This is a genomic window from Mycobacterium appelbergii, from assembly GCF_032883035.1.
Classification (GTDB): domain Bacteria; phylum Actinomycetota; class Actinomycetes; order Mycobacteriales; family Mycobacteriaceae; genus Mycobacterium; species Mycobacterium appelbergii.
In genome coordinates this window covers 37,487-62,395 of the sequence record NZ_JAMQTH010000019.1, presented here as the reverse complement: position 1 = coordinate 62,395, position 24,909 = coordinate 37,487, and the positions used below count along the sequence as shown (strand labels likewise).

General features: G+C 65.1%; 19 protein-coding genes. 11 read left to right on the top strand and 8 right to left on the bottom strand.

Features of this window, described 5'->3' with window-relative positions:
* Positions 1-46: 46 nt before the first annotated feature.
* On the bottom strand, positions 47-1,501 hold the full coding sequence (rpsA, locus tag M1247_RS32510; protein WP_317160560.1) for a 30S ribosomal protein S1: 1,455 nt from the start codon (positions 1,499-1,501) through the stop codon (positions 47-49).
* Between the two features lie 246 nt (positions 1,502-1,747).
* On the opposite strand from rpsA, the gene M1247_RS32505 reads away from it, so the two are divergent.
* From M1247_RS32505 to M1247_RS32480, 6 genes are all read left to right on the top strand, one after another.
* The gene (locus M1247_RS32505) at positions 1,748-2,713 is read left to right on the top strand and encodes a LacI family DNA-binding transcriptional regulator (RefSeq protein WP_317160559.1); all 966 of its coding nucleotides are present in this window, start codon (positions 1,748-1,750) and stop codon (positions 2,711-2,713) included.
* Between the two features lie 121 nt (positions 2,714-2,834).
* The gene (locus M1247_RS32500) at positions 2,835-4,154 is read left to right on the top strand and encodes an oxamate carbamoyltransferase subunit AllG family protein (RefSeq protein ID WP_317160558.1); all 1,320 of its coding nucleotides are present in this window, start codon (positions 2,835-2,837) and stop codon (positions 4,152-4,154) included.
* Between the two features lie 147 nt (positions 4,155-4,301).
* Positions 4,302-5,867: a purine-cytosine permease family protein gene (locus M1247_RS32495; protein WP_317160557.1), complete on the top strand. Its 1,566-nt coding sequence runs from the start codon at positions 4,302-4,304 to the stop codon at positions 5,865-5,867.
* Positions 5,868-5,972: 105 nt separating this feature from the next.
* Entirely contained in the window at positions 5,973-7,343 is a 1,371-nt protein-coding gene (locus M1247_RS32490; protein WP_317160556.1) for a glutamine synthetase family protein, read from the top strand.
* Positions 7,344-7,431: 88 nt separating this feature from the next.
* On the top strand, positions 7,432-8,409 hold the full coding sequence (gene glsA, locus M1247_RS32485; RefSeq protein ID WP_317160555.1) for a glutaminase A: 978 nt from the start codon (positions 7,432-7,434) through the stop codon (positions 8,407-8,409).
* Between the two features lie 40 nt (positions 8,410-8,449).
* Positions 8,450-9,562, top strand: coding sequence for a PrsW family intramembrane metalloprotease (locus M1247_RS32480; protein ID WP_317160554.1), 1,113 nt, complete (start codon positions 8,450-8,452; stop codon positions 9,560-9,562).
* Here the strand turns inward: M1247_RS32480 and polA are convergent.
* Both polA and M1247_RS32470 read right to left on the bottom strand, forming a co-directional pair.
* Positions 9,559-12,291: a DNA polymerase I gene (gene polA, locus M1247_RS32475; RefSeq protein WP_458695274.1), complete on the bottom strand. Its 2,733-nt coding sequence runs from the start codon at positions 12,289-12,291 to the stop codon at positions 9,559-9,561. The genes M1247_RS32480 and polA overlap by 4 nt on opposite strands.
* Positions 12,292-12,302: 11 nt before the next feature.
* Positions 12,303-13,193 (bottom strand): LysR substrate-binding domain-containing protein, encoded by an 891-nt coding sequence (locus M1247_RS32470; protein ID WP_317160553.1) that lies wholly within the window; start codon positions 13,191-13,193, stop codon positions 12,303-12,305.
* 70 nt (positions 13,194-13,263) lie between these two features.
* On the opposite strand from M1247_RS32470, the gene M1247_RS32465 reads away from it, so the two are divergent.
* The 4 genes from M1247_RS32465 to M1247_RS32450 all read left to right on the top strand — a co-directional run bounded on the left by M1247_RS32465 (position 13,264) and on the right by M1247_RS32450 (position 16,419).
* A complete protein-coding gene (locus M1247_RS32465) occupies positions 13,264-14,394 on the top strand; it encodes an FAD-dependent monooxygenase (protein ID WP_317160552.1) in 1,131 nt (376 codons plus the stop codon).
* Between the two features lie 148 nt (positions 14,395-14,542).
* Positions 14,543-14,983 carry a Zn-ribbon domain-containing OB-fold protein gene (locus tag M1247_RS32460; protein ID WP_317160551.1) on the top strand — a complete coding sequence of 147 codons (441 nt, stop codon included), beginning with the start codon at positions 14,543-14,545 and terminating at the stop codon, positions 14,981-14,983.
* Positions 14,980-16,182 carry a lipid-transfer protein gene (locus tag M1247_RS32455; protein ID WP_317160550.1) on the top strand — a complete coding sequence of 401 codons (1,203 nt, stop codon included), beginning with the start codon at positions 14,980-14,982 and terminating at the stop codon, positions 16,180-16,182. Before M1247_RS32460 ends, M1247_RS32455 begins: the two co-directional genes overlap by 4 nt.
* 9 nt (positions 16,183-16,191) lie before the next feature.
* Entirely contained in the window at positions 16,192-16,419 is a 228-nt protein-coding gene (locus tag M1247_RS32450) for a DUF167 domain-containing protein (RefSeq protein ID WP_317160549.1), read from the top strand.
* 6 nt (positions 16,420-16,425) lie between these two features.
* Here the strand turns inward: M1247_RS32450 and M1247_RS32445 are convergent, their stop codons facing one another.
* Genes M1247_RS32445 through M1247_RS32435 form a run of 3 tightly spaced genes read right to left on the bottom strand, consistent with a single transcriptional unit; the run spans position 16,426 to position 21,957 of the window.
* Complete coding sequence (locus M1247_RS32445) at positions 16,426-18,420, bottom strand: DUF7064 domain-containing protein (RefSeq protein WP_317160548.1); 1,995 nt, start codon at positions 18,418-18,420, stop codon at positions 16,426-16,428.
* A gap of 45 nt (positions 18,421-18,465) precedes the next feature.
* Positions 18,466-20,403: a primary-amine oxidase gene (locus M1247_RS32440; RefSeq protein WP_410506981.1), complete on the bottom strand. Its 1,938-nt coding sequence runs from the start codon at positions 20,401-20,403 to the stop codon at positions 18,466-18,468.
* A 48-nt stretch (positions 20,404-20,451) separates the two neighbouring features.
* The gene (locus M1247_RS32435; protein WP_317160546.1) at positions 20,452-21,957 is read right to left on the bottom strand and encodes a carboxylesterase/lipase family protein; all 1,506 of its coding nucleotides are present in this window, start codon (positions 21,955-21,957) and stop codon (positions 20,452-20,454) included.
* 76 nt (positions 21,958-22,033) lie between these two features.
* On the opposite strand from M1247_RS32435, the gene M1247_RS32430 reads away from it, so the two are divergent.
* The gene (locus tag M1247_RS32430) at positions 22,034-22,732 is read left to right on the top strand and encodes a hypothetical protein (protein WP_317160545.1); all 699 of its coding nucleotides are present in this window, start codon (positions 22,034-22,036) and stop codon (positions 22,730-22,732) included.
* On the opposite strand, the gene M1247_RS32425 is transcribed toward M1247_RS32430, so the two are convergent.
* Together M1247_RS32425 and M1247_RS32420 are read right to left on the bottom strand one after the other, a co-directional pair.
* On the bottom strand, positions 22,729-23,841 hold the full coding sequence (locus tag M1247_RS32425) for an LLM class flavin-dependent oxidoreductase (protein ID WP_317160544.1): 1,113 nt from the start codon (positions 23,839-23,841) through the stop codon (positions 22,729-22,731). The genes M1247_RS32430 and M1247_RS32425 overlap by 4 nt on opposite strands.
* 11 nt (positions 23,842-23,852) lie before the next feature.
* Complete coding sequence (locus tag M1247_RS32420) at positions 23,853-24,875, bottom strand: ABC transporter substrate-binding protein (protein WP_410506984.1); 1,023 nt, start codon at positions 24,873-24,875, stop codon at positions 23,853-23,855.
* Between the last annotated feature and the right edge of the window lie 34 nt (positions 24,876-24,909).

The window sequence follows — 24,909 nt, the reverse complement described above, 5'->3', positions numbered from 1 at the left end:
AATGCCCCGGCTCTGTGTGCCGGGGCATTCGGAGTGCGATCTGTTGTCAGGCGTTGCCGGCGAGCTTCTCCCGCAAGGCCGCGAGCTGCGCATCGCTGGCCAGCGTGCCACCCGAGGAGGACTCCTCGGAGCGCGACGATGACGACGACGAGCCGTTGGACACCGGAGCGTTGGCCGCCTCGGCCTCGGCTGCGGCGAACTTCTCGATCTGCGCGGTGTGCATCTTGTGGCGGCGCTCGGCCTCGGCGTACCGGGCCTCCCACTCGTCACGCTGCTTCTCGAAGCCCTCGAGCCATTCGTTGGTCTCGGCGTCGAAGCCCTCGGGGAAGATGTAGTTGCCCGCTTCGTCGTAGCTGTCGGCCATGCCGTACTTCGACGGGTCGAACTCCTCGGTGTAGTCCTCGTTGGCCTGCTTGAGGCTCAGCGAGATTCGGCGACGCTCCAGATCGATGTCGATGACCTTGACCATCGCGTCGTCGCCGACCTGGACCACCTGATCGGGGACCTCGACATGGCGCTCCGACAGCTCGGAGATGTGCACCAGACCTTCGATGCCCTCCTCGACGCGGACGAACGCACCGAACGGCACCAGCTTGGTGACCTTGCCCGGCACGATCTGACCGATCGCGTGGGTACGGGCGAAGTGACGCCACGGGTCTTCCTGGGTGGCCTTGAGCGACAACGACACCCGCTCGCGGTCCATGTCGACGTCCAGCACCTCGACGGTGACCTCGTCGCCCACCTGGACCACCTCGGACGGGTGATCGATGTGCTTCCACGACAGCTCGGAGACGTGCACCAGGCCGTCCACGCCGCCGAGATCGACGAACGCGCCGAAGTTGACGATCGAGGACACGACACCCTTGCGGATGGCGCCCTTCTGAAGCTGGTTGAGGAACTCGCTGCGCACCTCGGACTGGGTCTGCTCCAGCCAGGCGCGGCGGCTCAGCACCACGTTGTTGCGGTTCTTGTCGAGCTCGATGATCTTGGCCTCGATCTCCTTGCCGATGTACGGCTGCAGATCGCGGACACGACGCATCTCGACCAGAGACGCGGGCAGGAAGCCGCGCAGGCCGATGTCGAGGATCAGGCCGCCCTTGACGACCTCGATGACGGTGCCCTTGACGGCCTCGTCCTTCTCTTTGAGCTCCTCGATCGTGCCCCAGGCGCGCTCGTACTGCGCACGCTTCTTGGACAGGATCAGGCGACCTTCCTTGTCCTCCTTGGTGAGGACAAGGGCCTCGACCTCATCGCCGACGGAAACGACCTCGTTGGGGTCGACATCGTGCTTGATGGAGAGTTCGCGGGAGGGGATGACGCCTTCGGTCTTGTAACCGATATCGAGCAGGACTTCGTCACGGTCAACCTTGACGATCGTCCCTTCGACGATGTCGCCATCGTTGAAGTATTTGATGGTTTTGTCGATGGCGGCGAGAAAGTCCTCAGCCGAGCCGATGTCGTTGACGGCTACTTGCGGCGAGGTGACGGAGGGACTTGGCATGTGGTGGGTTGCTCCGGACAGGTTTGCTCGTAGGGACAGGAAAACTTGGGTTGTGTCGTTGCCTGCAGCAGTAGAATCCAAAAACCACAGACAGGTACGTGTAGAGGTTACTCGACTGACCACACGCTGGACAAACCCGGTACTCACGCATTCACCTATTTGCGGAATCGCAGCCCAATGCCTTAACCCCTGGTCGCTATCGTGAGACGGTCCCACAGGGAGGTGGCGGTGGTAAGCATCAGAGACGTGGCCGCAGCGGCCGGGGTGTCTCCGACGACCGTCTCTCATGCGTTGAACAACCGGGGACGTATTGCCGAGGAAACCCGTGTCAGGGTTCTGACGGCCGCGCGCGAACTGGGCTACCAGGCAAACGTTCATGCACAACAGCTCGTGACCCGACGAAGCCGGATCATCGCCATCCAGATGCCGGCCCTCGAAGTTTCCCAAGGACCCGCGTTACCCCACTCGGCATATTTCCTGGATCTGATCAATGGCGCCGCCGCTGCGGCAGACAGCGCCAGATACGCACTGGTGGTCACGCCGTCGGGCGGCAAAGCCGACATCTTCGGCAGTTTTGCCATTGATGGAGCCATAATCGTTGACCCACAGGGCAATGAACCCATCTTCAGCGCGGGCGCACCCATCGTCACGGTGGGCGTCGCCCTATGCGAGACACATGACGTCCTGGCGGTCGACAACGATCACGCGACAGCAGCCCGAATCGTCCTCGACCACTTTGCCGAGAATGGTTATTCGCGCCCGGCGATGGTTGCCGATGACACCCGCCGCTCGTACGTGGACGACGTGTTGTCCGGCTACCGCAGCTGGGTGCGCGAGCGAAGCGCTCAGGAGATGATCGTCATGGCTTCACCGGACCAGAATGCCATGGACCATGTCATCAGGAGATTGCGCGACGGACGCGCCGATGCGGTGTATGCCAGCTCGGATGACCTGGCGCTTGCCATGCTCGACGCAGCATTACGGGCCGGCATACGCGTGCCGCACGACCTGGCCATCGCGGCCGCGGTGGACAGCAGTTCACTCACCTTGACCTCGCCGCAGATTTCCGCGACAAACCTTTTCCCATTCAGTACCGGCGGGACGGCAGCGCATCTGCTGATCGAACGACTTGAGAACGTATCTCTGGCAGCCGATACGCGCCTCATTCCCACACAATTCATCCCTCGGGCCTCCAGCGCCACCTCGGTGTGACCAACCCGCTCTCGCTCGCCGAAGCAGGCGTGGCGGCATGGCGTGATGCCCTTGACACCCCAGCCGAGTTGTGATTAGTCTCACTCCGCAACGGACGCCAAAACCATTTGGCTGCCCACGTATGCCACCGCAAGTCAGCGTAATCCTTGGTTATCGAAAAGCTGCCAACCAGCAATTTTGGATGCCAAAACGTTTTGTCAGGAGCTTGAATATGACCCGTCTGCGCGAACGAGCCAACCTAGCGGCGATCGAGGGCCTCCTCGTTTCAGACCCGGTGCTGACAGGGATCGAGAGCGCTGAGCAAGCGATGGGCCTACCACGATCTACGGTGCTCACGTCCGGCCCGACAATGCCGTTCCGTTCCTATACCGGAGGTCAGCGGGCAGCGATCATCGGCGGTGCGCTGTATGAGGGATTGGCATCCGACGAGATTGCGGCTGCCGCCGCATTCGACCGCGGGGATATCGCCGTTCGTGGTTGCCAGGAGTTCGGCTGTGTCGGCTCGCTCGCCGGCGTGACCACGGCATCCATGCCGGTCCTGGTGGTGGCAGACAGCCGTACCGGCGAACAGGCTTACTGCACCCTCTATGAAGGCGACAGCGTCGACCGACTGAACTACGGCACCTACACCGAGGCCACCAGGAACAACCTGGAGGATTTACGCCTCCGCATCGCTCCCGCACTGAACTCGCTGATCGATGCACAGACAGAGCCGCTACGGCTGAAACCGATCATGTCCAGGTCATTGACGATGGGCGACGAACTCCACAGCCGAAATGCCGCCGCAACCCTGCTGTTCCTCAGGCGACTTCTGACGGGCGCCAAACAAGTTGGTCCCGAACTGGTTACCGCACTGGAGTCTTTGTGCGACGACTACTTCTTCCTCCGGCTGTCCATGGCGGCCAGCAAAGTGATGTCGAATGCGATGCGCGGCTACGACGACTCCAGTGTGGTCACCGCCATGGCGTTCTCCTGCGCCGAATTCGGCATCCAGACATCCGGTACCGGCGACGCATGGTTCACCGGGCCTCTGCCCACCTTCGACGACTACCGGTTAGAGCCGGGATACGACGCCGACGACATCGAGTTCATGGGCGGCGAAAGCATCATCACCGAGGTGGTCGGACTCGGTGGCCTCGCGCAGGCCGCGGGCTTACCGCTGCATCGCTCGAGCGGCCGGGACGTCTCTCTGATGATCGCGCGTACCACCGCGATGTACGAGGTCACGGTGACCGAGAGCCCCGATTTCCTGATCCCGGTCTTGAACTACCGGGGCACACCACTGGGTCTGGACGTCGAAAAGATCGTTGAACGACCCGATCACACACCGTTTCTCGACATCGGCATTGCCGGTCGATCAGGACGACAGATCGGAGGTGGAGTCGCCCGAGCACCCCTGGCACCCTTCAGAAAAGCATGCGACGCGTTGAACTCGACGTAAATCGAGTCTTGCATCGGACTGTGCCTGGATCCGGTTTCGGCAGTCCAGCCATCCTTCGGTACGGCCTACGGTGACGCCGCGTTGCCGCGCGATCACCAAGAGTCGACACACCTTTCGGAATTTCGGTTCAATCCAAGGATTTACAGTATGAAGAATTTGGCAGAGCAGAACGAAGTCGATCGGCCCCCAACCAGAGTCGACGCCGTCGGAAAAGTGGAGAGCTACGGGATCGAGTACATCCCGGACGCCGACAGACATTCCCGCCCCCGGAATCTGTTGTGGATTCTGTTCGGCGGGAGTATGACGTTCGGGATCATCGTGATCGGGTGGGTCCCGGTATCGCTGGGTCTCGGCTGGTGGGCGTCCGCGAGTGCCATCGTCGTAGGCTCGGCAATCGGCGCGACATTGATGGCCCCGATGTCGTTGCTGGGCTTGAGAAGCGGCAGCAACAACCCGGTCGCCAGTGGCGCGCACTTCGGCGCGCTCGGACGGATGATCGGCTCGGCCCTCGGCATAACCGCGGACATCGTTTTTGCCGCACTGTGCATCTGGGCGGCCGGCGAAGTTCTGGCGCGCAGCGTAGTTCGGATCTTCGGCATCGAGAGCCAGACGACGACCGTTGCACTGCTGATCCTTGCCTACACGGTCGTAGCCGTGGTCATGACGGTGATCGCGGTGCTGGGTCACGCCAACATGGTGACGTTCACGAAGTGGATGGTGCCCACTGCGGGCAGCATCATGATCCTGTACGTGTTCGTTGCTGCTCCGAACTTCGATCCCGGATATGCCGGCGGAGATTACGTGTTGGGAAGCTTCTGGCCGACGTGGATCCTGGGAATGCTCGCCTGTGCGGGCACGATCAACTCGTACGGACCCTATGTCGGTGACTGGACACGTCACATATCCACCAAGAAGTTCGCTCCTCGCCACTCCGTTGCGGCGGCGTGGTTCGGCGGGTTCTTCGGCATGGGCGGCGCCTTCATGTTCGGCGCGTACACCGCGGTGACATTCAAAGACCCGATCAATGCATATGCCACTGAATTCGCCAACAATGTGCCGTACTGGTTCTTGTTCTTCGCACTGTATCTGGCATTTATCCCGGGCACCGCCCAAGCGGTCATCAACATCTACAATATGGGCCTCGATTTCTCGTCGATCGTGCCAGGATTGAGCCGGGTCAAGGCCACCATATATCTGTCGATCGTGTCGACTCTGCTCGTATTCGTCGGGGCGTTCTACCAACAGCTGTCAGCAATTGTGAGTTCTTATCTGGCAATCCTTATTGTGCTCGGTGCGCCGTGGAGCATCATCAACCTCATCGGCTATTTCAACAACCGGGGATTCTATGATCCCGATTCCCTCCAGGTGTACAACCGTGGACAGATGGGCGGTCTGTATTGGTCGTCGATCGGTCTCAATCACCGTGCGGTGATCGCCTGGATTGCAGCCGTTGTCATCGGAATGCTGTTCGTCAACACGGGGTGGTATGCCGGCCCGGGAACGGCACTGTTCAATGGTGCCGACCTCGGCTTCATCGTGTCCACGATCGTCGGCGCCACCGTCTACCTGGCGTTCCTCAAATGGAATCCGGAACCGGCGTACACCTTCGGCCCTGCGGGTGCACGCATTGCCAGCGCCCCGCCGTCACGATATGGCGAATTCATGCCCATCCAGGAGATGGACATGACCAAAGTCCGATGGCGAGTCGGATGATTTTCCCTTCGGGGAATCACAAAATTTCAGAGGTGGTGATCGCCACGCCCTATCCCTACAGCTGAGAAATCGACCAACCTACACAGAAGGAAGCAGCCACAACAAATGGATACGCTCCGCGCACTCAACCCCGCGCACTCCGAAAACGCAAAGCAGTTGGCCGATGCCGGCGTACGTTACGTCACGGCGTCGTGGGTGGATATCTTCGGCCGGGCCAGGGGGAAAAGTCATCCCGTCGATCGCCTCCCGGAGTTGATGGCGGGATTCGCCCGCTACACGCCCCGGGGAATCAACGGCATTGGACAAATGGATCCGGTGGAGGAAGAGGTCACCGCGCTCCCTGACCTCGACACGCTTACGGTCCTGCCGTGGGACAAGCGCTTCGCCTGGATGGCTTCGGATATGTGGTCCGACAAGGGCGAACCGTTCTCCCTGTGCCCAAGATCAATCCTGAAAAGGCAGATCGAGCGGGCAACAGAGCAGGGTTATCGCTGCACGCTGGGGATCGAACCAGAGTTCTATCTCTATCGTCCCGAAGACCTGACCTCGGACGGGTTCGGCGACCTGACCGCCACTGGGGGCATCGACCCCAGCCCCGCGTACGACGTCGAGACGATGTACGACGTGTCGGAGTTTCTCGACGAAGTCGTCGTGACGATGAAGGACATCGGCCTCGAGGCTTTCGCCATGGGAGCAGAAGGCGGTGTCGGGCAGTTCGAGATCGACTTCTACTACAAGGATCTGCTGGAGATGGCTGACCGGGTCACGCTGTTCCGACTCATGGTCCATCAGGTGGCCAAGCGGCACGGACTGGCTGTCAGCTTCATGCCAAAACCTTTTGCCAACCTGTGGGGTTCTGGTGCGCACTTCAACCTGGGGCTGTACGCCCTGGACGGAAGTGACGACAGCGTGCTTCGACTCGGTGGTTCCAATGTTCAGGGTGAGGACGAGTGGTCCAAAGAATCCTTGTACTTCGTCGGCGGGCTACTCAAGCACGCACGCGCACTCACCGCCATCACCAACCCGCTCGTGAACTCCTACAAGCGGTTGACGCCGAGGCTGGTTGACGGATCGGTGTCGTGGGCGCCGATCAAGATCGCCTACGGGCCCAACAACCGCTCGTGCATGATCCGCATGCCGGAGAACCGCCCGGCAATCGAGGTGCGCAACCCGGACGCATCGGCCAACGTTTACCTGTCCGGCGCGTTTCTGCTGGCGGCCGGCCTCGACGGAATTGCCAACGAGATCGATCCCGGCCCTGCGATGACCGGCCTCGCGTCCGAACGCGAGGAGATCTCCCGGTTGCCGCGGACGCTTCTCGAGGCGATCGAGGCCTTCGAAGACGACGAACTGAGCCACGAGGTATTCGGTGCAGATTTCATCAAGGACTACACCGAAACGAAGCGCGAAGAGTGGGAGCAAGATCATCTACCGGTGAATGACGATGAGCGCGCACGGCATCTGGTGTACTTCTAGATCGCACTCTGAATAATGCGGCGGGTATCCGCCGGCAGCACATAAAAGGTGATTCTGGCCGGGCTTGGCGACGCGACACAAATGGCTGGTGGGTCGCCAAGCCTGGCCGGTGTGCACCACGGAAGATTTCAGCACGAAATGGTGGAACTCGACAGTGATTGCAACGGAATCGCTAGATGCGCTGATAGACCAGGTGAGACCATTCCTCAGCCGGGGCGAGGTATCGAATTATCTGCCTGAATTGAGCCAGGCCCGTAGCGACGAACTGGCTGTCGCTGTTGACCTCGGCGCGAACGGCGTGATAACTGCCGGCGACAATGGTGCCACTTTCACCATGCAAAGCGTGGTGAAAGTTTTCACCCTCTTGTTGGCACTGAATTATCGCGGCAAAGAATACGTGTTCGAACGCGTAGGCCGAGATCAGGCGGTGGGTTCCTACAATTCCCTCGAAACATTCATCAGAGACTCGGGTGTGCCGGTCAACCCTTTCGTCAACGCCGGTGCGTTGGTCATTGTCGATATGCTACCCGGACACGACCCTGACAGCCGGGCAGCCCATGTCCTCGAATTCATCCGAGCGCTGACCGGAAATGCCGAGATCAGCATGAATATCGATACTGCGCGATCGGAATTGCTGCTCGCCGACCAGAATCGGGCACTCGGCTACTGTCTGCGCAGCCGCGGCCTGATCTCGACAGGGGTCGAAGAACTGCTGTGGGCGTATTGCCAGATGTGTGCAATCGAAGTCGACGTCGTGGACCTGGCGCACGCGAGCCGCGTCCTCGCCGGCGGTTCGGACGTTCACGTCATGGGACAGGTGCTGCGCGCATCACAACTCCGACTGGTGCGCCGTCTGATGTTGTACACCGGCATGTATGAAGCGTCCGGCCACTATGCCTGCGATGTGGGCATCCCGGCTAAATGTGGGATCTCCGGCGCGATGATCGGTGTGGTGCGCCACCATCAGGGAATCGGGATCTACGGCCCAGCCCTGGACAAGTCCGCCAACAGCATTGGTGGCCTGCGGCTGATGCAGTTGATATCTGCGACGCTCGACATCGACTGACGCTCGGCCCCGAGCATGGTGGTCCCGCTAACCTTCGATGGTGGCGTACCCCTCAACAGCGCTGCCGAGACCGGTGCGCAAGGTCGGCGCTCCCCTCGGCGCGATCATCACCTTGGGCATTCTCACAGGTCTGCTGGTCCTGCTGTTCACCGCGCTCAACCCGGTCGGCGCCATCGTCGGCTTCGTGCTGTCGAGCATCGCGATGACGGGCGTGGTGGGCGCCTACCTGTGGCTGGACCGTTGGGAGCCCGAGCCACCCCGGCTGCTGCTGCTTGCCTTCGGCTGGGGTGCGTCGATCGCGGTGCTGCTGTCCATCCTGGTGAGCCTGCTGGGCGACGCGGTCTTCGTGCCCAGCACCGGGCTGCCCGCCGGCTTCGATTCGACCGCGATCCGGGCGCCGCTGATCGAGGAGGCCGCCAAAGGGCTGTTTCTGCTGATCATGATGACGGGCCGACGCCGCAACGAACTCAACTCGTTGACCGACTGCCTGGTGTACGCCGGAATGGTCGGCGTCGGCTTCGCCTGGTTGGAAGACATCATGTACATCGCCAGTGCGGAATCGCTCGCAGGCTCGTTGGTGACCGCAGCCATGCGCCTGATCATGGCGCCGTTCGCCCATCCGCTGTTCACCACGATGACCGCGATCGGCGTCTATTTCGCCTTGCAGAAACGCGGCCCAGCCGCCAAAGCGTTCTGCATTCTGCTCGGCTACGCCGCGGCGGTGCTGATGCACGGACTGTGGAACGGCTCGTCGCTGCTCGGCCTGCACGCCTACTTCACCGTCTACGCGGTGTGGATGGTGCCGATCTTCGCCCTGATGATCGGCGTCGCCGTCGCCAGCCGGCGTCGGGAACAGCACATCGTGGCCACCAAACTGCCCGGCATGATCGCCGCCGGCCTGATCACCCCGAACGAGGCGACCTGGCTGGGATCGCTGAAAACCCGTCGCGCGGCGATCGCGGAGGCGGCCCGCACCGGCGGCCGCCCCGCAGGCAAAGCCGTTGCGGGCTTCGCCGCCGCCGTCGTCGAATTGGCCTTCGTCCGGGACCGCATCGACCGCGGCTTCGGTGACGAGCGCGTGTATGCCCTGCTCAACGAGGAAGTGCAATCCCTGTACGCAGCCCGCGCGGCCGCTCCCCTGATGCGCCGCTAGTGCGCGGCGGCATCCCAGCTGCGGCCGTACCCCACCGACACCTCAAGCGGCACGTCGAGGGGGTAGGCGTTGCCCATGTGCTCGCGCACCAGGGTCTCCAGCGCGTCGCGCTCCCCCTCGGCCACTTCGAACAGCAACTCGTCGTGCACCTGCAACAGCATCCGTGAGCGCAGACCGGCGTCCTTGATCGCCTGATCGACGTTGATCATCGCGACCTTGATGATGTCAGCGGCGCTGCCCTGGATGGGCGCGTTGAGCGCGGCCCGTTCGGCGGCCTCGCGCACGTTGCGGTTACTGCTGTCCAACTCGGGCAGGTACCGACGCCTGCCCAGCACGGTCGAGGTGTAGCCGTCCTTGCGTGCCTGGTCGACGACGTCGCGCAGATAGTCGCGCACCCCGCCGAACCGGTCGAAGTACTGCTCCATCTGGACCTTGGCTTCTTCGGTAGAGATCTTCAGCTGCGAGGCCAGACCGTAGGCACTGAGCCCGTAGGCCAACCCGTAGGACATCGCCTTCACCCGACGGCGCAGTTCGGGGGTCACCTCGTCGATGGGGACGCTGAACGCGCGGGATGCCACGAAGGAGTGCAGATCCTCCCCCGTGTTGAACGCTTCGATCAGACCCTCGTCGCGGGAGAGATGCGCCATGATCCGCATCTCGATCTGGCTGTAATCCGCCGTCATCAGCTCGGCGAACGGACCGTCCGGGCCCGCCCCGACCACGAAGGCGTCGCGGATCCGGCGGCCCGCTTCGGTGCGGATGGGGATGTTCTGCAGGTTCGGCTCGGTCGACGACAACCGCCCGGTCGCGGCGATCGTCTGATTGAACGTGGTGTGAATCCGGCCGTCGGAGGCCACCGCGTTGAGCAGCCCGTCCACGGTGACCTTGAGCCGGGTCGCGTCCCGGTGGGCCAGCATGTGTTGCAGGAACGGATGCCCGGTCTTGTCCAGCAGTGTTTGGAGCGCATCGGCATCGGTGGTGTAGCCGGTCTTGGTGCGCTTGGTCTTGGGCATCTCCAACTCGTCGAACAGCACCACCTGCAGCTGCTTGGGAGATCCCAGATTGATCTGCTTACCGATCACCGCGTAGGCCGCCTCGGCGGCGTCGCGGATCTGATCGGCGAACTCACTCTGCAGCTCCTGCAGCCGGTCCAGGTCGACGGCGATGCCGGTGGTCTCCAACTCGGCCAGCACCCGCTGAACCGGCAATTCCATCCGGCCCAGCAGCGATGAGGAGTCGATACGGGCCAGCTCCTCGTCCAGCGCGTCGGCGAGATCGAGTACCGCACCGGCCCGCAGGATGACCGTCTGCACGGCCTGCTCGTCGACGCCGTCCGAGTCATCCAGCAACGAGAGTTGTTGCTGTTCAGGTGCTTCCGCCCGAAGTTCGCGACGCAGATACCGCACCGACAGATCATCGAGAGCGAAGCTGCGCTGGCCTGGCCGCACCAGGTAGGCGGCCAGCGCGGTGTCGGAGGTGACCCCGGCAAGTTTCCAGCCCCGGCCCTCCAGATCGTGCATGGCGAGCTTGGCCTCGTGCAGCGCCTTGGGCGGGCCGGGATCGGCCAGCCACGACGCCAGCGCGGCCTCGTCATCGGGATGCAGGGTGGCGGTGTCGATATAGCGACCGTCGCCGTCGGCGGCCACGATCGCCAGGGCGGTCGCATCGGAGTCGAAAGCCAGGTGCGTACCCACCACCGCCAGACCGAAGCGGTTGCCCAAGCTGTGCTCGGACAACCAGGCCGCCAACTCACCCTGCTCCAGCATCCCGCCGCGTACGTCAAAGCCCTGATCCACCTCGGGATCGGCCGAGGCCAGCGTGTCGAACAGCCGGTCCCGCAGCACCCGGAACTCCAGGTCGTCGAACAGCCGGTGGATCTGGTCCCGGTCCCAGGGCAGCATCCGCAGGGTGTCCGGGGTCTGGGCCAGCGGCACCGTCTTGACCAGCTCGGTGAGCTCACGGTTGAGGACCACGCTGGACAGGTTCGCCCGCAGCGAGTCACCCACCTTGCCCTTGACCGCGTCGACATTGTCGACCAGGCCCTGCAACGACCCGTGCTCGACGATCCACTTGGTCGCGGTCTTCTCCCCCACCCCGGGAATGCCCGGCAGGTTGTCACTCGGATCACCGCGCAGCGCGGCGAAGTCGGGGTACTGGGCGGGCGTCAGCCCGTACTTGGCGGCCACAGCCTCCGGGGTGAACCTGGTCAGCTCACTCACCCCCTTGACCGGGTACAGGACGGTGACGTCGTCGCTCACCAGCTGCAGTGCGTCCCGGTCGCCGGTGACCGCCAGCACCCGGTAGCCGGCCTGCTCGGCCTGGGTGGCCAGAGTGGCGATGATGTCGTCGGCCTCGAAGCCCGGCTCGGCGAGCACGGTGATACCCAACGCCCCGAGCACTTCCTTGGTGATGTCGATCTGGCCGCGGAACTCGTCCGGCGTGGCCGACCGCCCCTCCTTGTACTCGGGGTACTTCTCCTTGCGGAAGGTCTGCCGGGACACGTCGAACGCCGCGGCGATATGGCTGGGCTGCTCATCGCGAAGCAGGTTGATCAGCATCGCGGTGAATCCGTACACCGCATTGGTGGTGAGACCACCCTGGGTCTTGAAGTTCTCCGCGGGCAGCGCATAGAACGCCCGGAACGCCAGCGAATTGCCGTCCAGCAGCATCAATGTGGGCTTGTCGGTCGACAGCGTTCCGGATTTGGTGTCAGTCGCAGCGGGCGTCACGGCTCCTAACTCTAGGCATCCGCTCCGACAGCCAGTAACCGCCGCGCCATCTTCACCAGCACCCGCGCCGCCGGACTCATCGGACCGCGCGACCGCCACGCCAGTACCAACCGGGCCCGCATCGGCGGGTCGATGGTCAGAGCCCGGAGGCTCTCGCGGCCGCGGGCGACGGAACTTGGCAGGATCGCGATGCCCAGGCCGCGCTCGGCCAAATCAGCCAGCGCCACCGGGGTGCTGGCCTCAAAGGCGACCCGCGGGGTGAACCCGGCACGTGCGCACGCCACGTCGAACTGCTGTCGGATGCCCGCCCCGGGCGGGAGCGCGATGATCGGCCGGTCGCGCAGTTGCGCCAATCCGACCGCAGACCGGGTGGCGAGTTCATCGCTGTGACACACCGCGGCCTCGATCGCCTGATCGGTGACGACGACGGTGCCTATGCCCTCGCGGTGCTCACCGGGTCCCATCGACACCAGTGCGAGATCGAGCCGCCCGGTCTGTAACTGTTCGAGCAGGACATCGGAGTTGTCGGCGCCCAGAGTGATCTCCACCGCCGGGTGGGTGGTGTGGAACTCCTGCAGCAGACCCGGGATGTCGACGCTGTGCGCCGTCACCGTGCCGATCGCCACACTGCCGCGCACCAGGTTGGCGAGTTCGTCCACGGCGGTGCGGGCGTCGGCGATGGCCGTCAGCGCGGCCCGCGCGTACGGCAGCACCGCCTCACCGGCCGCGGTCAACCGAACCGCCCGCCGGGAACGGTCGAGCAGCGGCTGGCCGAGCTCCCGCTCGAGGCGCTGAATCTGTGCGCTGACCGCGGGCTGCGCGACGTGGACGCGCTGTGCGGCACGGGTGAAATTCGCCTCGTCGGCCACCGCGACGAAGTACTCCAACTGCCGCAACTCCATAAGCAATCACTATAGTTTCTCGTCCGAATATGTATTGGACTTATCATTTGTGCGCGCCGAACCTGGAGTCATGACACACGTACTGATTGCGGGCGGCGGGATCGGCGGACTGGCGGCCGCGCTCACGCTGCATGACCGCGGCATCGAATCGACGGTGATCGAGCGTGCCGATCAGCTCCGCGCCCTCGGCGTCGGAATCAACCTGCTCCCGCATGCGGTCCGCGAGCTGCACGAGCTCGGCCTCGGTGACGCCCTGACACAGATCGCCGTGGCACCTGCGGCCATCACGTACTACGACACCGCGGGCGAACTGCTGTTCTGCGAACCCCGCGGCATCGACGGCGGATACGGATATCCCCAGTACTCGGTGCACCGCGGGCGGTTGCAGATGCTGCTGGCCGCCGCCGTCCGCGACCGGCTCGGCGCGGGCTCGGTGCGGACCGGCACCTCACTGCTCGGCTTCGCCGAGGACAGGGACGCAGTGGCGGTGCAGACGTCGGCCGGTGACCTGGTGGCCGATGTGCTGGTGGGGGCTGACGGCATTCACTCGCTGGTGCGGACGACACTGCACCCCGGCCCCGACCCACTGCTGTGGTCGGGGGTGCGCATGTTCCGCGGCGCCACCCCCGGCGAGCCGTTCCTCGACGGCCGCACCATGGCCATCGTCAAAGGCGCCGACGGCGTCGAGTTGGTCGTGTACCGGATCGGCGGCGGACTGATCAACTGGGTGGTGTTGCTACCCGAATCCGATCCCGGCCCCTTGCCCGGTGACGCCCGGTGGAATCAGCCGGGCGATCGGTTCGAGGTCGCGCACCGGTTGCGCAACTGGAGGCTGGGCTGGCTGGATGCCGCCGACCTGGTGCGCCGCACCGAGACCGTGCTCGAGTACCCGATGGTCGACCGTGACCCGCTGCCGTGGTGGGGACGCGGGCCGGTGACACTGCTCGGCGACGCGGCGCATCCGATGTATCCCGTTGGCGCCAACGGTGGTTCGCAGGCCGTCCTCGATGCCCGCGTGCTTGCAGAGGAACTCGCCGCCGGACGCGGACCCGCAGGCTATGAGGCCCGCCGGATCCCCGAGACCACCGCGGTGGTGCGCGCCAACCGGGAGATGCACGCCCACGACGCCGCACAGCCCGACGAATTGGCCCGTGTCACCACTGAATACCGCAGAAACACCTTCGCAGACAGGAGCGTCTGATGACCACATTCGTGCTGATTCCCGGTGCATGCCACGGCGGCTGGTGCTACGACGATCTGCTCCGCATCCTGCTCGACATGGCCGACCAGCCCGTGACGTAACTGGAACACGTTTCAGTTTTGGCGTCAGACTCGGTACGCTGGGCCGCGTGCCAGCAGCATCCACACAGCCCGCGATCGAAGGGTGGTTCGCCACCGACGAGTCCGGCGACACCCACCTCATCGGCGGAAAGTGCACCCAGTGCGCGACGTACGTCTTCCCGCCGCGGGCCAACAACTGCCCGAACCCGGCCTGCGACAGCGACGTCCTCGATCTGGTGCCGTTGTCGCGACGAGGCAAGGTCTGGAGTTACACCGAGAACCGCTATCCCCCGCCTGCACCGTATCCGGCGCCTGATCCGTTCGAGCCGTTCGCCATCGCCGCGGTGCAGTTGGCCGACGAGGGCCTGATCGTGCTCGGCAAGGTCGTCGATGGCACCCTGGCCGCCGATCTGAAAGTCGGCATGGAGATGGAGCTGACCACGATGCCGCTGTACACCGACGATGACGGCGTGCAACGCAGCACCTATGCCTGGAGGATCCCCCGATGAGCACTCCGGAACCGCTCTACATCCTCGGCGCAGGCATGCACCCCTGGGGTAAATGGGGGCGTGACTTCACCGAGTACGGCGTCGTCGCGGCCCGGGCCGCGCTGGCCGAGGCCGGTCTGGACTGGCGGCAGATCCAGCTGGTCTCGGGCGCGGACACGATCCGCAACGGGTATCCGGGTTTCATCGCCGGCTCGACGTTCGCCCAGAAGCTGGGCTGGAACGGCGTCCCGGTGTCGTCGAGTTACGCGGCCTGCGCCAGCGGCTCACAGGCCCTGCAGAGTGCGCGGGCCCAGATCCTGGCCGGATTCTGCGATGTGGCGCTGGTGATCGGCGCCGACACCACACCCAAGGGCGCATTCGCACCCGTCGGCGGTGAGCGCAAGAACGACCCGGACTGGCAGCGGTTCCACCTGATCGGTGCGATGAACCCCGTCTACTTCGCATTGTTGGCCCGCCGCCGGATGGACCTCTACGGCGCAACCGCCGAGGATTTCGCCCAGGTCAAGGTCAAGAACTCTCGCCACGGACTGCAGAACCCGAATGCGCGCTACCGCAAGGAAACGGCGGTCGACGACGTGCTGGCCAGCCCGGTGGTCTCCGACCCGTTGCGGCAGCTGGACATCTGCGCGACCTCCGACGGCGCCGCCGCGTTGATCGTGGCCAGCAAGTCCTTCGCCGAGAAGCACCTCGGATCGCTGGAGGGGGTGCCGTCGGTTCGCGCGATCTCGACGGTCACCCCGCGTTACCCGCAGCATCTGCCCGAATTGCCCGATATCGCAACCGATTCCACCGCGGTCGCCGAGGCGCCGGAGCGGGTGTTCAAGGATCAGATCCTTGATGCGGCCTATGCCGAAGCCGGTATCAGTCCCGAGGACGTCAGCCTGGCCGAGGTCTATGACCTGTCCACCGCGCTCGAGCTGGACTGGTATGAGCACCTGGGCCTGTGCGCCAAAGGCGAGGCCGAACAGTTGTTGCGCAGCGGCGCGACGACGATCGGCGGCCGCGTTCCGGTCAACCCCTCAGGCGGCCTGGCGTGCTTCGGCGAAGCCATTCCCGCGCAGGCGATCGCGCAGGTGTGCGAGTTGACCTGGCAGCTCAAGGGACAGGCCACCGGCCGACAGGTCGAGGGCGCCCGCGTCGGCGTCACCGCGAACCAGGGCTTGTTCGGTCACGGCTCGTCGGTGATCGTCGCGCGGTAGTTCGATTGCGTGAGCGAAACCGTCGTCGTCCGCGTCAAACCCGGCAGCCGCAAAGGGCCCCTGGTCGAAGTAGGCGACGACGGTGCGCTGACCATCTACGTGCCCGAGCGTGCCGTCGACGGCAAGGCGAACGAAGCCGTCACGAAACTGCTTGCCGCACATCTCGGCGTGCCGCGCAGCAGGGTGGAATTGATCGCCGGTGCGACGGCGCGGCTCAAGCGGTTTCGGGTGCCCTGAGCGGGACTACCCCAGATTGCGGTTCCATTCCAGCCAGCCGACTCCGGAACGACCGTCGACGGTGCGCACTGCAGCCCAGGCGCGGGGAAACTGGCTGACCCGGCCATCCGGCGCCGTGAGCAACACCGGCGCGTGGGCTTTGATGTCGACCGTCACCTCGATGTCGCCTGGTTGTAGTGACAGCGTGGTCGTGACCGGTAGATCGTCCTCGCCGAGTCGCTGCTGCGCGGTGACCGATTGCAATTCTACGAGCGACTCACCCTCGCGCTGCGCGTAGCCGATGCCGATCGGCGGCATCCCCGGGATACGGATGTCCACGCCGTGCAGATGGGTGCCGTCGTCGAGATGCAGTGCACTCCAGACCCAGTTCATCGACCACCAGTCCCGCACATCCCAGGAATGGTCCCGCTGCCCCGGCACCGCGGCGATGTTGAACTGCCGCTCCCCGACCGTCACGGTGCCCGATACCGTGCACGGCAATTCGTAGCGTGGCGTGATGCGGTATTGGTACGGCGTACCGCAGGTGGTCCACGTCAAGTCCATCGACACCTCGACGGGCCGGCCCGATTCCCCGCGCAGGAGCGCCGCCGGATCGTCATAGGACTGCCCGGAACCCGAGGCGGTCACCCGGTAGGTGTGCAGCGGCTCGATCGCATGCAAGCCGAGTTCCATTGAACTGCCTCGCACCTCGGCCACGCCGACCGGTAGGGCGGCGTGGAAGTCGTTCAGTGCGATCGTCGGCATGTCGGGTCCGCAGAACATGACATTGATCCAGGCGGTGTCCTGGTTGGGCACCAGACCCAGCCGCACCCATCCGCCGAAACCTGCGGCGGCGTCGACGAAATCGAAGTACCAGCTTTCGTTCCACAGCGCCTCGTCGGTGGGGGCATGTGCGCCATCGTCCTCGCGCGCCGGGACCAGCGGTACCGGGACAGCTGGTGGCGCAAGGACATCCAGGGCACCCGTGTCCAGGACATGGGTGCAGTGCCGGTCCAGCATGGTCATGAACATCTGATCGCCGCGCTCGGTGCGTTCGACCAGCATCGAGGAGATGATCGCCATCATCACGCCGAAGAAGCTCTGCCGCCGCACGCCGTCACGGACCTGGTCCAGGCTCAGCGGCGCGTCCGGGCCGAGTGCGTCGTGATAGGCGCGCAGCAGCGTGTCGTAATGGTCACGGCGCTGCGAAACCGGCAGGGCACAACCCAGGAAATACGCGAGATCGGTCAGCGCCGGACCCCAGGTGACGGTCTGCCAGTCCACCACGGTCAGCGGCCGGTCGGCGCCCGGCTCACCGAAGAGCATGTTGTCCAGCCGGTAGTCGCCGTGCACCAGGCCCATCGGGCGGCCGGGTTCTGCTTCCGCGGCGAGATACGCATCGAAGCTCTCGACCAGCCGCTCACACACCCGACGGTGTTCCGGGGTGATCAGTGCGTCATACCGATCGGCGAACCCCGCATAGAGGCCGGCTATCAGCGCCTGGTTCACCGGGGCGTCGCGGTTGAGCCACTGCGCCTGCGCCAGCGCCGCGTCACCGAGGACCGGGCCGTGCAGCCGCCCGAGCTCGGCCAGCGCGAGTGTGGCCTGCTCGACTGTCGCACCGCGGATCTCGTCACCGACCACCGCGGGCTCGGCATCCCCGAGCAGCAGATCGAACGCCCCGCTGTCGGCGTCGTAGGCGGCGTGATGGCAGGCAGCGACGGGGCCGTGCAGGCCCGGTGCCACCTCGGTGTAGAACAGCACCTCGCGTTCGTAGAGACCCAGCGCCAATCCGGTCTGGCGGCTGCTGGGATCGGTGGCCGCAACCTTGAGCACAACCGACGCAGGGCCCGACGCGCCGTCGGCATAGTCGAGCGTCACCCGGTAGCACTCACTCATCTGCCCGGTACCGATCCGTTCGAAGCTGAACCCGGTGACGGGGCCCGCGCCGATCGCGGCGGTGAGCCAGTCGCAGGTCAGATCGTCGGGTCGGTCGAGAACGGCGTTCTGAGTCGGATGCACACAGGCAACTTAGCAGTGGCCCCGATCACACCTGACGGGTGTCAACTAATGGTGCGCGGCCTTGGCCCCGGTGTGCGCGCATCCCTCGGGCGGCGTCGCAGTCACATCCAGTGCCGGGTTGCGGTCGAAGAACCCGTACGGCTTCAGCCAGAACGACACCACGTCGACAGGCATCACCGGCCAGTCCTCCGGCCGGGTGATGTGGTGGATCCCGAAGACGTACCACAGCACCACATCGGTGTTCTCGATGGACCGGTTGGCCTTGGTCCATTCCCCCAACCCGGTGTCCACTGTCGATTGGTTGACGAATTCCCCTGCCGGCCAGCGCTCGTCGGCATGGTTGGGCGTCACCCACAGGGTATGGGCGATGACGTTGGCGCGCTGCAGGACCGGCGACGCCGGATCCAACATCGGCGGTATCGCCCCGGTCGGCACCAACTTGTACGACGGATGGGTGCCGAGCCCGTTGACGACGTTGGTGTTGACCACTTTCCAGGCCCGCTGGGTCGCGAAATTGACGTCTTGTCTGCCCTCGGCCTCGGTGGTCAGCGCCTGGTTGCGCACCACGAGCGAGAGTCCGTACGGGTTGTCGGGCCCGATCGGCTCGGCGTAGGACTCGGTCATGTACACGGTGTTGTCGCTGCCGTCGACATCCAGATCGAGCCGGGCGATCAGAAAGTGTTGGTGGAACGGCGCATACGTGCGCTCGTCGACAAGAGTGCCGTTCGGGTGCGGCTGCCCCGGCGCCAGCGGCGTCGTCACCATGATTCCGGTAGCGCGCACCTCACATTCGATGTTGCCGTCCTGGTAGAACCGCCAGTACGCCAGGTACTCGTAATTGGCCACGGTGACATGGAAAGACAGGGTCAACCGACGCATCCGGCGTACCTCGGCGCCGGCGTCGTGATCGACGTGCTTCCACAACACCGCATTGTCTTCTTCGTGGATGCAGACGGCATTGGTGATCGTGTACGGCTCGCCCGTGCTGTCGTGCAGCACGGCGTCCAGGTAACGGATCTCGCCCAGACAGTCACAACCCAGTTCCAGCGAGGTGGTCATGAAACCCAGCCCCCACTCACCGATGTCGAACGCGGTGCGGCGATAGTGATCGACCGAGGGATCGCGATAGGGCACCACCATCTCGGCGAACGACATCCGGTGCGCCACAGACCTGTCCGTGTCACCGTCGCGGTATCGCACGGTGTGTAGCGTCATCCCCTCACGGTGATTGAACCCGACCCGCAGCGACCAGTTCTGCCACGTCACCAGATTGCCGTCGAGGGTGAACGACGGTCCATCGGGTTGCGTGACGTGTAACGGCTTGAGTGGTTCCCGTCGCGAGGCCGACCGGATGCGATCCGGAATATGGTGAGGCACATACTCACCCATCACATCGGGCTTCTCGGCGGTCCCGTCGTCCTCGACGCGCAGCACCTCCATGCTGTTGAGGTCGATGACGCAGTGCAGCCCGCTGACCGGGTGCGCATACGGGTTGGCGCCGGGCGCCCGCTTGTACCAGGTGTCCGACCAGCCGAGGCGCCGGTCGCGGTATTCGGGCGGGGCGACCGCGCCACCGTACGTCCAGGTGTCCATGAAGACGTTGTCCATGTCGGTGATGCCCCGCCGGGCCAGCGCGGCGATCACCTCGGGGTGGTTGCGCAGCACCTCATCGCACTCGACGAACTCATCGACGGTGAAGTTGGCCTGCACCCCGGGCACGTGACCGAACGTCTCCACGCCGTCGTCCGAGAGCGACACCACGCCCTTGTAGATGGCATTCTCCGACCGGTTGAGGCAGATCACAGCAGCTCGGCGGGCCGGACTCGGACCACCGCTGTCGAACGCGGACAACTCAGTTTTCGTTGGTTCGACAAGCTCCACCGAGGCAATCCGCCAGCCCTCGCCGACACCCTGTTCACGCCGCAATATCGCTGCCACCGCGGTGAACTCGTCGGCCGACAGCGGATCCAGAGGGTAGCCCACGAGATCACGCAATCACATCCGGCAGCACCGCGCAGCGGATCGCCCAAGTCAGCGCTCGGCGAGCGAGAACCCTTCCCAGGCCTGTCGGCGCGCCGCGGCCGGGTCATACTCGACCCGCGATCTGCGGTCGAACACCAACACCGCACGATCGTCGGCGGTGTAGGCCGGCCACCCCCGGCCGGGCACGCCGGTACGGCTGAAGCCGCGCCACCGCGATTGCACGTCGCGGCTGACGGCGCGGGCCGATCCCCGGTCCGCGACCGCGGTCAGCATCGCGCCGTATCTGGTTCGGTACGTGTCGAATACGGCCAGCAATTCCATCGCGTGCGTGGCGCCCAGCCCCGCCCAGCGCAAGGCGCGCGGCGCGTAGTCGTAGCGGTACACATAGGTGGGCGCATGCCTGCTGTGTGCCTCGGAGATCTGCCAGGTCGCCGAGCCGAACGCGAAGTCACCGCCCAGGCGCACGCAGGCCGCACTGCCCGGGTACCCCGGGTAGGCGGCGATGATCCGCTCCCGGTGCTGCGGGGCGCCGTCGGCGAACAACTTCTCGATCATCGGCTCATTGGTCGGCAACAGCGGCATGAAGCGCGTGAACAACCGCCCCTCGTCGGCGTTGTTCCCGATGATCAGCGGCAGCCGGTGCGCCGTCCCGTCCGCCATCGCGGCCACCGGGTCGGCAGGCAGGAACTCGGTGCCGTACGTCGGGCCCACCGGAAAGGCCCCTGGCATGTCGGTCATGCCGCCCGCGATGAGTCGGCTCAGTGCCCGGCCCAGTTCGGCGGGCCGGCTGGAGGTGACCGCCGCGGCGGGGTCGCCCGGGCCGAGCAGTTCGGCGAACTGGGTGGCGAGTCGGGCCGCCGTCGCCCTCGAGCTGACCATCCCACTGGCCGGGCTCTCCGAAATCACCCTGGCGAACAAGCCCTCGGCCTGCGGGACCGCGAGCAGCGTGGCGACGGCCTGGGCTCCCGCGCTCTCACCGAAGATGGTCACGTTGTCGGGGTCGCCACCGAACACCGCAGCGTTGTCGCGCACCCATTGCAGCGCCAGTACCAGGTCGCGCAGGAACAGGTTGTCCTCGATCGGATGTTCCGGCGTCGACAGCGACGAGAGCTCCATGCAGCCCAGCGCGCCGAGCCGGTAGTTGACCGAGATGTAGACGCAGCCCCGGCGGGCCAGCGCGGCACCGTCGTAAATCGGTGTCGCCGAACTGCCCATGATGTAGCCGCCACCGTGCACGAAGAACATCACCGGCAGCGGACCGTCGGTGACGGGCTTCTCGGGAGCCACCACATTCAGTGTCAGGCAGTCCTCGCTCATCGGCTGGTATTTGCCGACGCCGACGAGCGTGTACCGGCGCTGTTGGGGCGCGCAGTATCCGAATCCGTGGCAGTAGCGCACGCCGGGCCATGGTTCGGCCGGCTGCGGGGCCCGTAGTCGCAGCGGCCCTACCGGCGGTCGGGCATACGGAATGGAACGCCAGCGATGTACGCCGTCGCGCGTGAAGCCCTCGATGATTCCGGTGCCGATGGTTGCGCGGACGGTCCGTTCGTGCATTCGCTGACCGTATCGAACATCGCCGCACCGGCCACGCCTGGGCGGCGGCGTGGCGCGGGCAGCTAGCCTGGCGGGTATGCGGATTGCTGTGATGATCGCGGCGTCTGTGCTGTTGGCAGGGTGCACAACCGGTGGCCAGGAGGCCGAGCCGTCTTCACCGCCCCGATTGTCTGCACCTGCCAGTACACCGCACAAGACGAGCGCCAAGCCCACGCCGACGACCACCCCGGTACCCACCAAGGCGCCTGCGGCCGGAACGCCGATGGCACAGGTGATCAGGTGGGTCGAGGCCGGGACCGCTGCTGACGCGGCCAATTTCCACACCGCGACGCGCGACGGCAAGCCCACCGACCTGGGTGAGGACATCGCCTTCGTCGCCTCCTCGGCCGATACCCGCTGCGCAACCGACAAACTGGCCAACGGCCAGTTGTCCTGCCTGGTCAAGTCGGCGGACCTACCCGACAAACCGTCGGACGTCGAGGGAAACTGGATCGCCGGATGGGTGGACTTCGAGGGCCAGACGGTGGATATCGGCTCACTTCACGGCGATCCGGGCCGCTTCACCTACGGCGACGGCGCTGCGCTGCCCGAGGGACAGTCGCTGGCGTTCGGCGACTATCGCTGCCGTGCCGACGCGACCGCACTGATCTGCATCAACTACGCCCATCAGTCGGGCATCCGGATCAGCCAGGCCGCAGTCGAACCACTCGGCTGTCTGCAGCCGGTCACTCCGCCGGTAGGGGTGGGCAAGCAGCTCAGCTGCGAACCGACTTAGGCGAGGCCCTTGCGCTTCAAGATCGGCAGTACTCCCTCGGCAAACCAGTACGCCTCTTCCAGGTGCGGATAACCCGACAGGATGAACTCGTCGAAGCCCACCGAATGGTATTCGTAAATGAGGTTGGCGACTTCCTCATGACTACCGACCAACGCGGTGCCCGCCCCGCCACGCACCAATCCGACGCCGGCCCACAGGTTGGGATAGATCTCCAGTTGGTCGAGCGCTCCGCCGTGCAGCGCCGTCATCCGGCGCTGGCCTTCCGACTCGGACTTGGCGTGCAGTGCAGTCGCTTTCGCGATCTGCTCCGGATCCAGCCCGGCCAGCAGTTCCTCGGCCACCGCCCAGGCGGCGGCCGAGGTGTCCCGCGAGATCGTATGCAGGCGGATCCCGAATCGCATGGTCCGGCCGCGTTCCTCGGCAAGCTTGCGGACCCGATCGATCTTGGCCGCGGCGGCCTGCGGTGGCTCGCCCCAGGTGAGGTACACGTCGACATGCTCGGCCGCGATCGGTAACGCGGCGGCCGAGGAACCGCCGAAGTAGACCTGCGGCAACGGATCCGGCGGCGCCGACACCCTGGCGTCGGCCACCTGATAGTGCTCGCCGGTGAAGTCCAGCGACTCGTCGCCGCCCTGACGCCACAGGGTGTTGACGATGTGCAGGAACTCACCGGTGCGCGAATACCGTTCGTCGTGGCTGAGCCAATCGCCGAACCGGCGCTGCTCCAGGTCATCGCCGCCACTGACCACGTTGAGCAGAACCCGACCCTCGGAGAATCGCTGCAATGTGGCGGCCTGCTGCGCCGCCAGCGTCGGCGGCACCAGACCGGGCCGGAACGCCACCAGGAACTTGAGCCGCTCGGTTTCGGCCAGCAACGCCGACGTGGTCAACCAGGCGTCCTCACACCAGGTTCCGGTCGGGGTGAGCACCCCCTCGTACCCCAACCGGTCCGCCGCGCGAGCCACCTCTGCCAGATACCGACGCGTGGGCGCCCGGTAGTTGTCCGGGACCGATCGCTGCGAAGACGCGTGCGAGGAACCGACGATCGACCGGCCGTCACCGGCGGTCGGGAGAAACCAGAAGAACTTGGCCTGCGGTTGGGTTGTCAAGACACACCTTCCTAGTTGCGGTTGAGGTAAAGAGGCGCCAGCTCGTCGCGGTAACGGCGGTCCACCCATCCGGCGAAGTCGGGTGCCGAAGCGATCTGCCCCGACGCCGCGAACAAGTCGGCCATCTCCTGCTCGGAGGCGACCAGTTGATCGGACAGCTCCGTGGGTAGTCGCAGGCTGCGACCCTGCGCAACGGTGGCCACCGCCGGGTCCAGCCCGACCTCGGCCGCGTAGCGCTTCACCCAGTCCGCACGATGGTCGTTGGCCCACTTCACCGCCTTGGCATAACGCTGCAACAGGTCGGCCAGTGCGGTGTTGCGCAACGGATCGGCCAGAGTCGCGTCGGAGGCCACCCCGAACCCCGCACCATTCGTGATGCCCGTCGCCCGGGCAATACTGCGCACCGGGAGTTCCTGCTCGGCCTGAGCTGTGTAGGGATCCCAGACCGCCCAGGCATCGACGCGGTGCTGGGTGAACGCCGTCAGGGCGTCGGCGGGTTGCAGGAACACCAACGTGACGTCGGTCGGGCTGAGATCCGCGCGGTTCAGCTGAACCAGGATATGACCATGCGCCGAACTGCCTTTCGCGATGGCGATGCTCTTGCCACGCAAATCGGTGATGGACCGGATCGGCGAGTCGGCAGGCACCAGGACCTGGTCGCCGAAACCGCCGCCGTCATAGGCGGAAACCACTTTCACCCTGGCATTGGAGGCCGCGCCGAAGATGGGCGGGGTATTGCCGGTGATCGCGAAGTCGATCTTGCCTGCGGTGGCGGCCTCGATCTGCGGCGGTCCTGATGTGAAGGTGGAGAACGCCACCTGATACGGCAGGTTCTCGAGCGCGCCTGCCGCTCGCAACAACGCCTGGGTGCCGCCCTTCTGGTCGCCGATCTGCAGTGTCACGCCGGACAGCTCGGACAGTGCGACCGTCTCCGGGGCCGCCTGGGGTACCGAATTATCCTGGCGTGTAACGCAACCCGAGAGCAGCCCGGCAACGAGGAGTAGCGCCGCCAGTCGCCGCCCCGATGTGAACATTCCTGTCATGACCCTCATTTCGCGTGCATCCCCG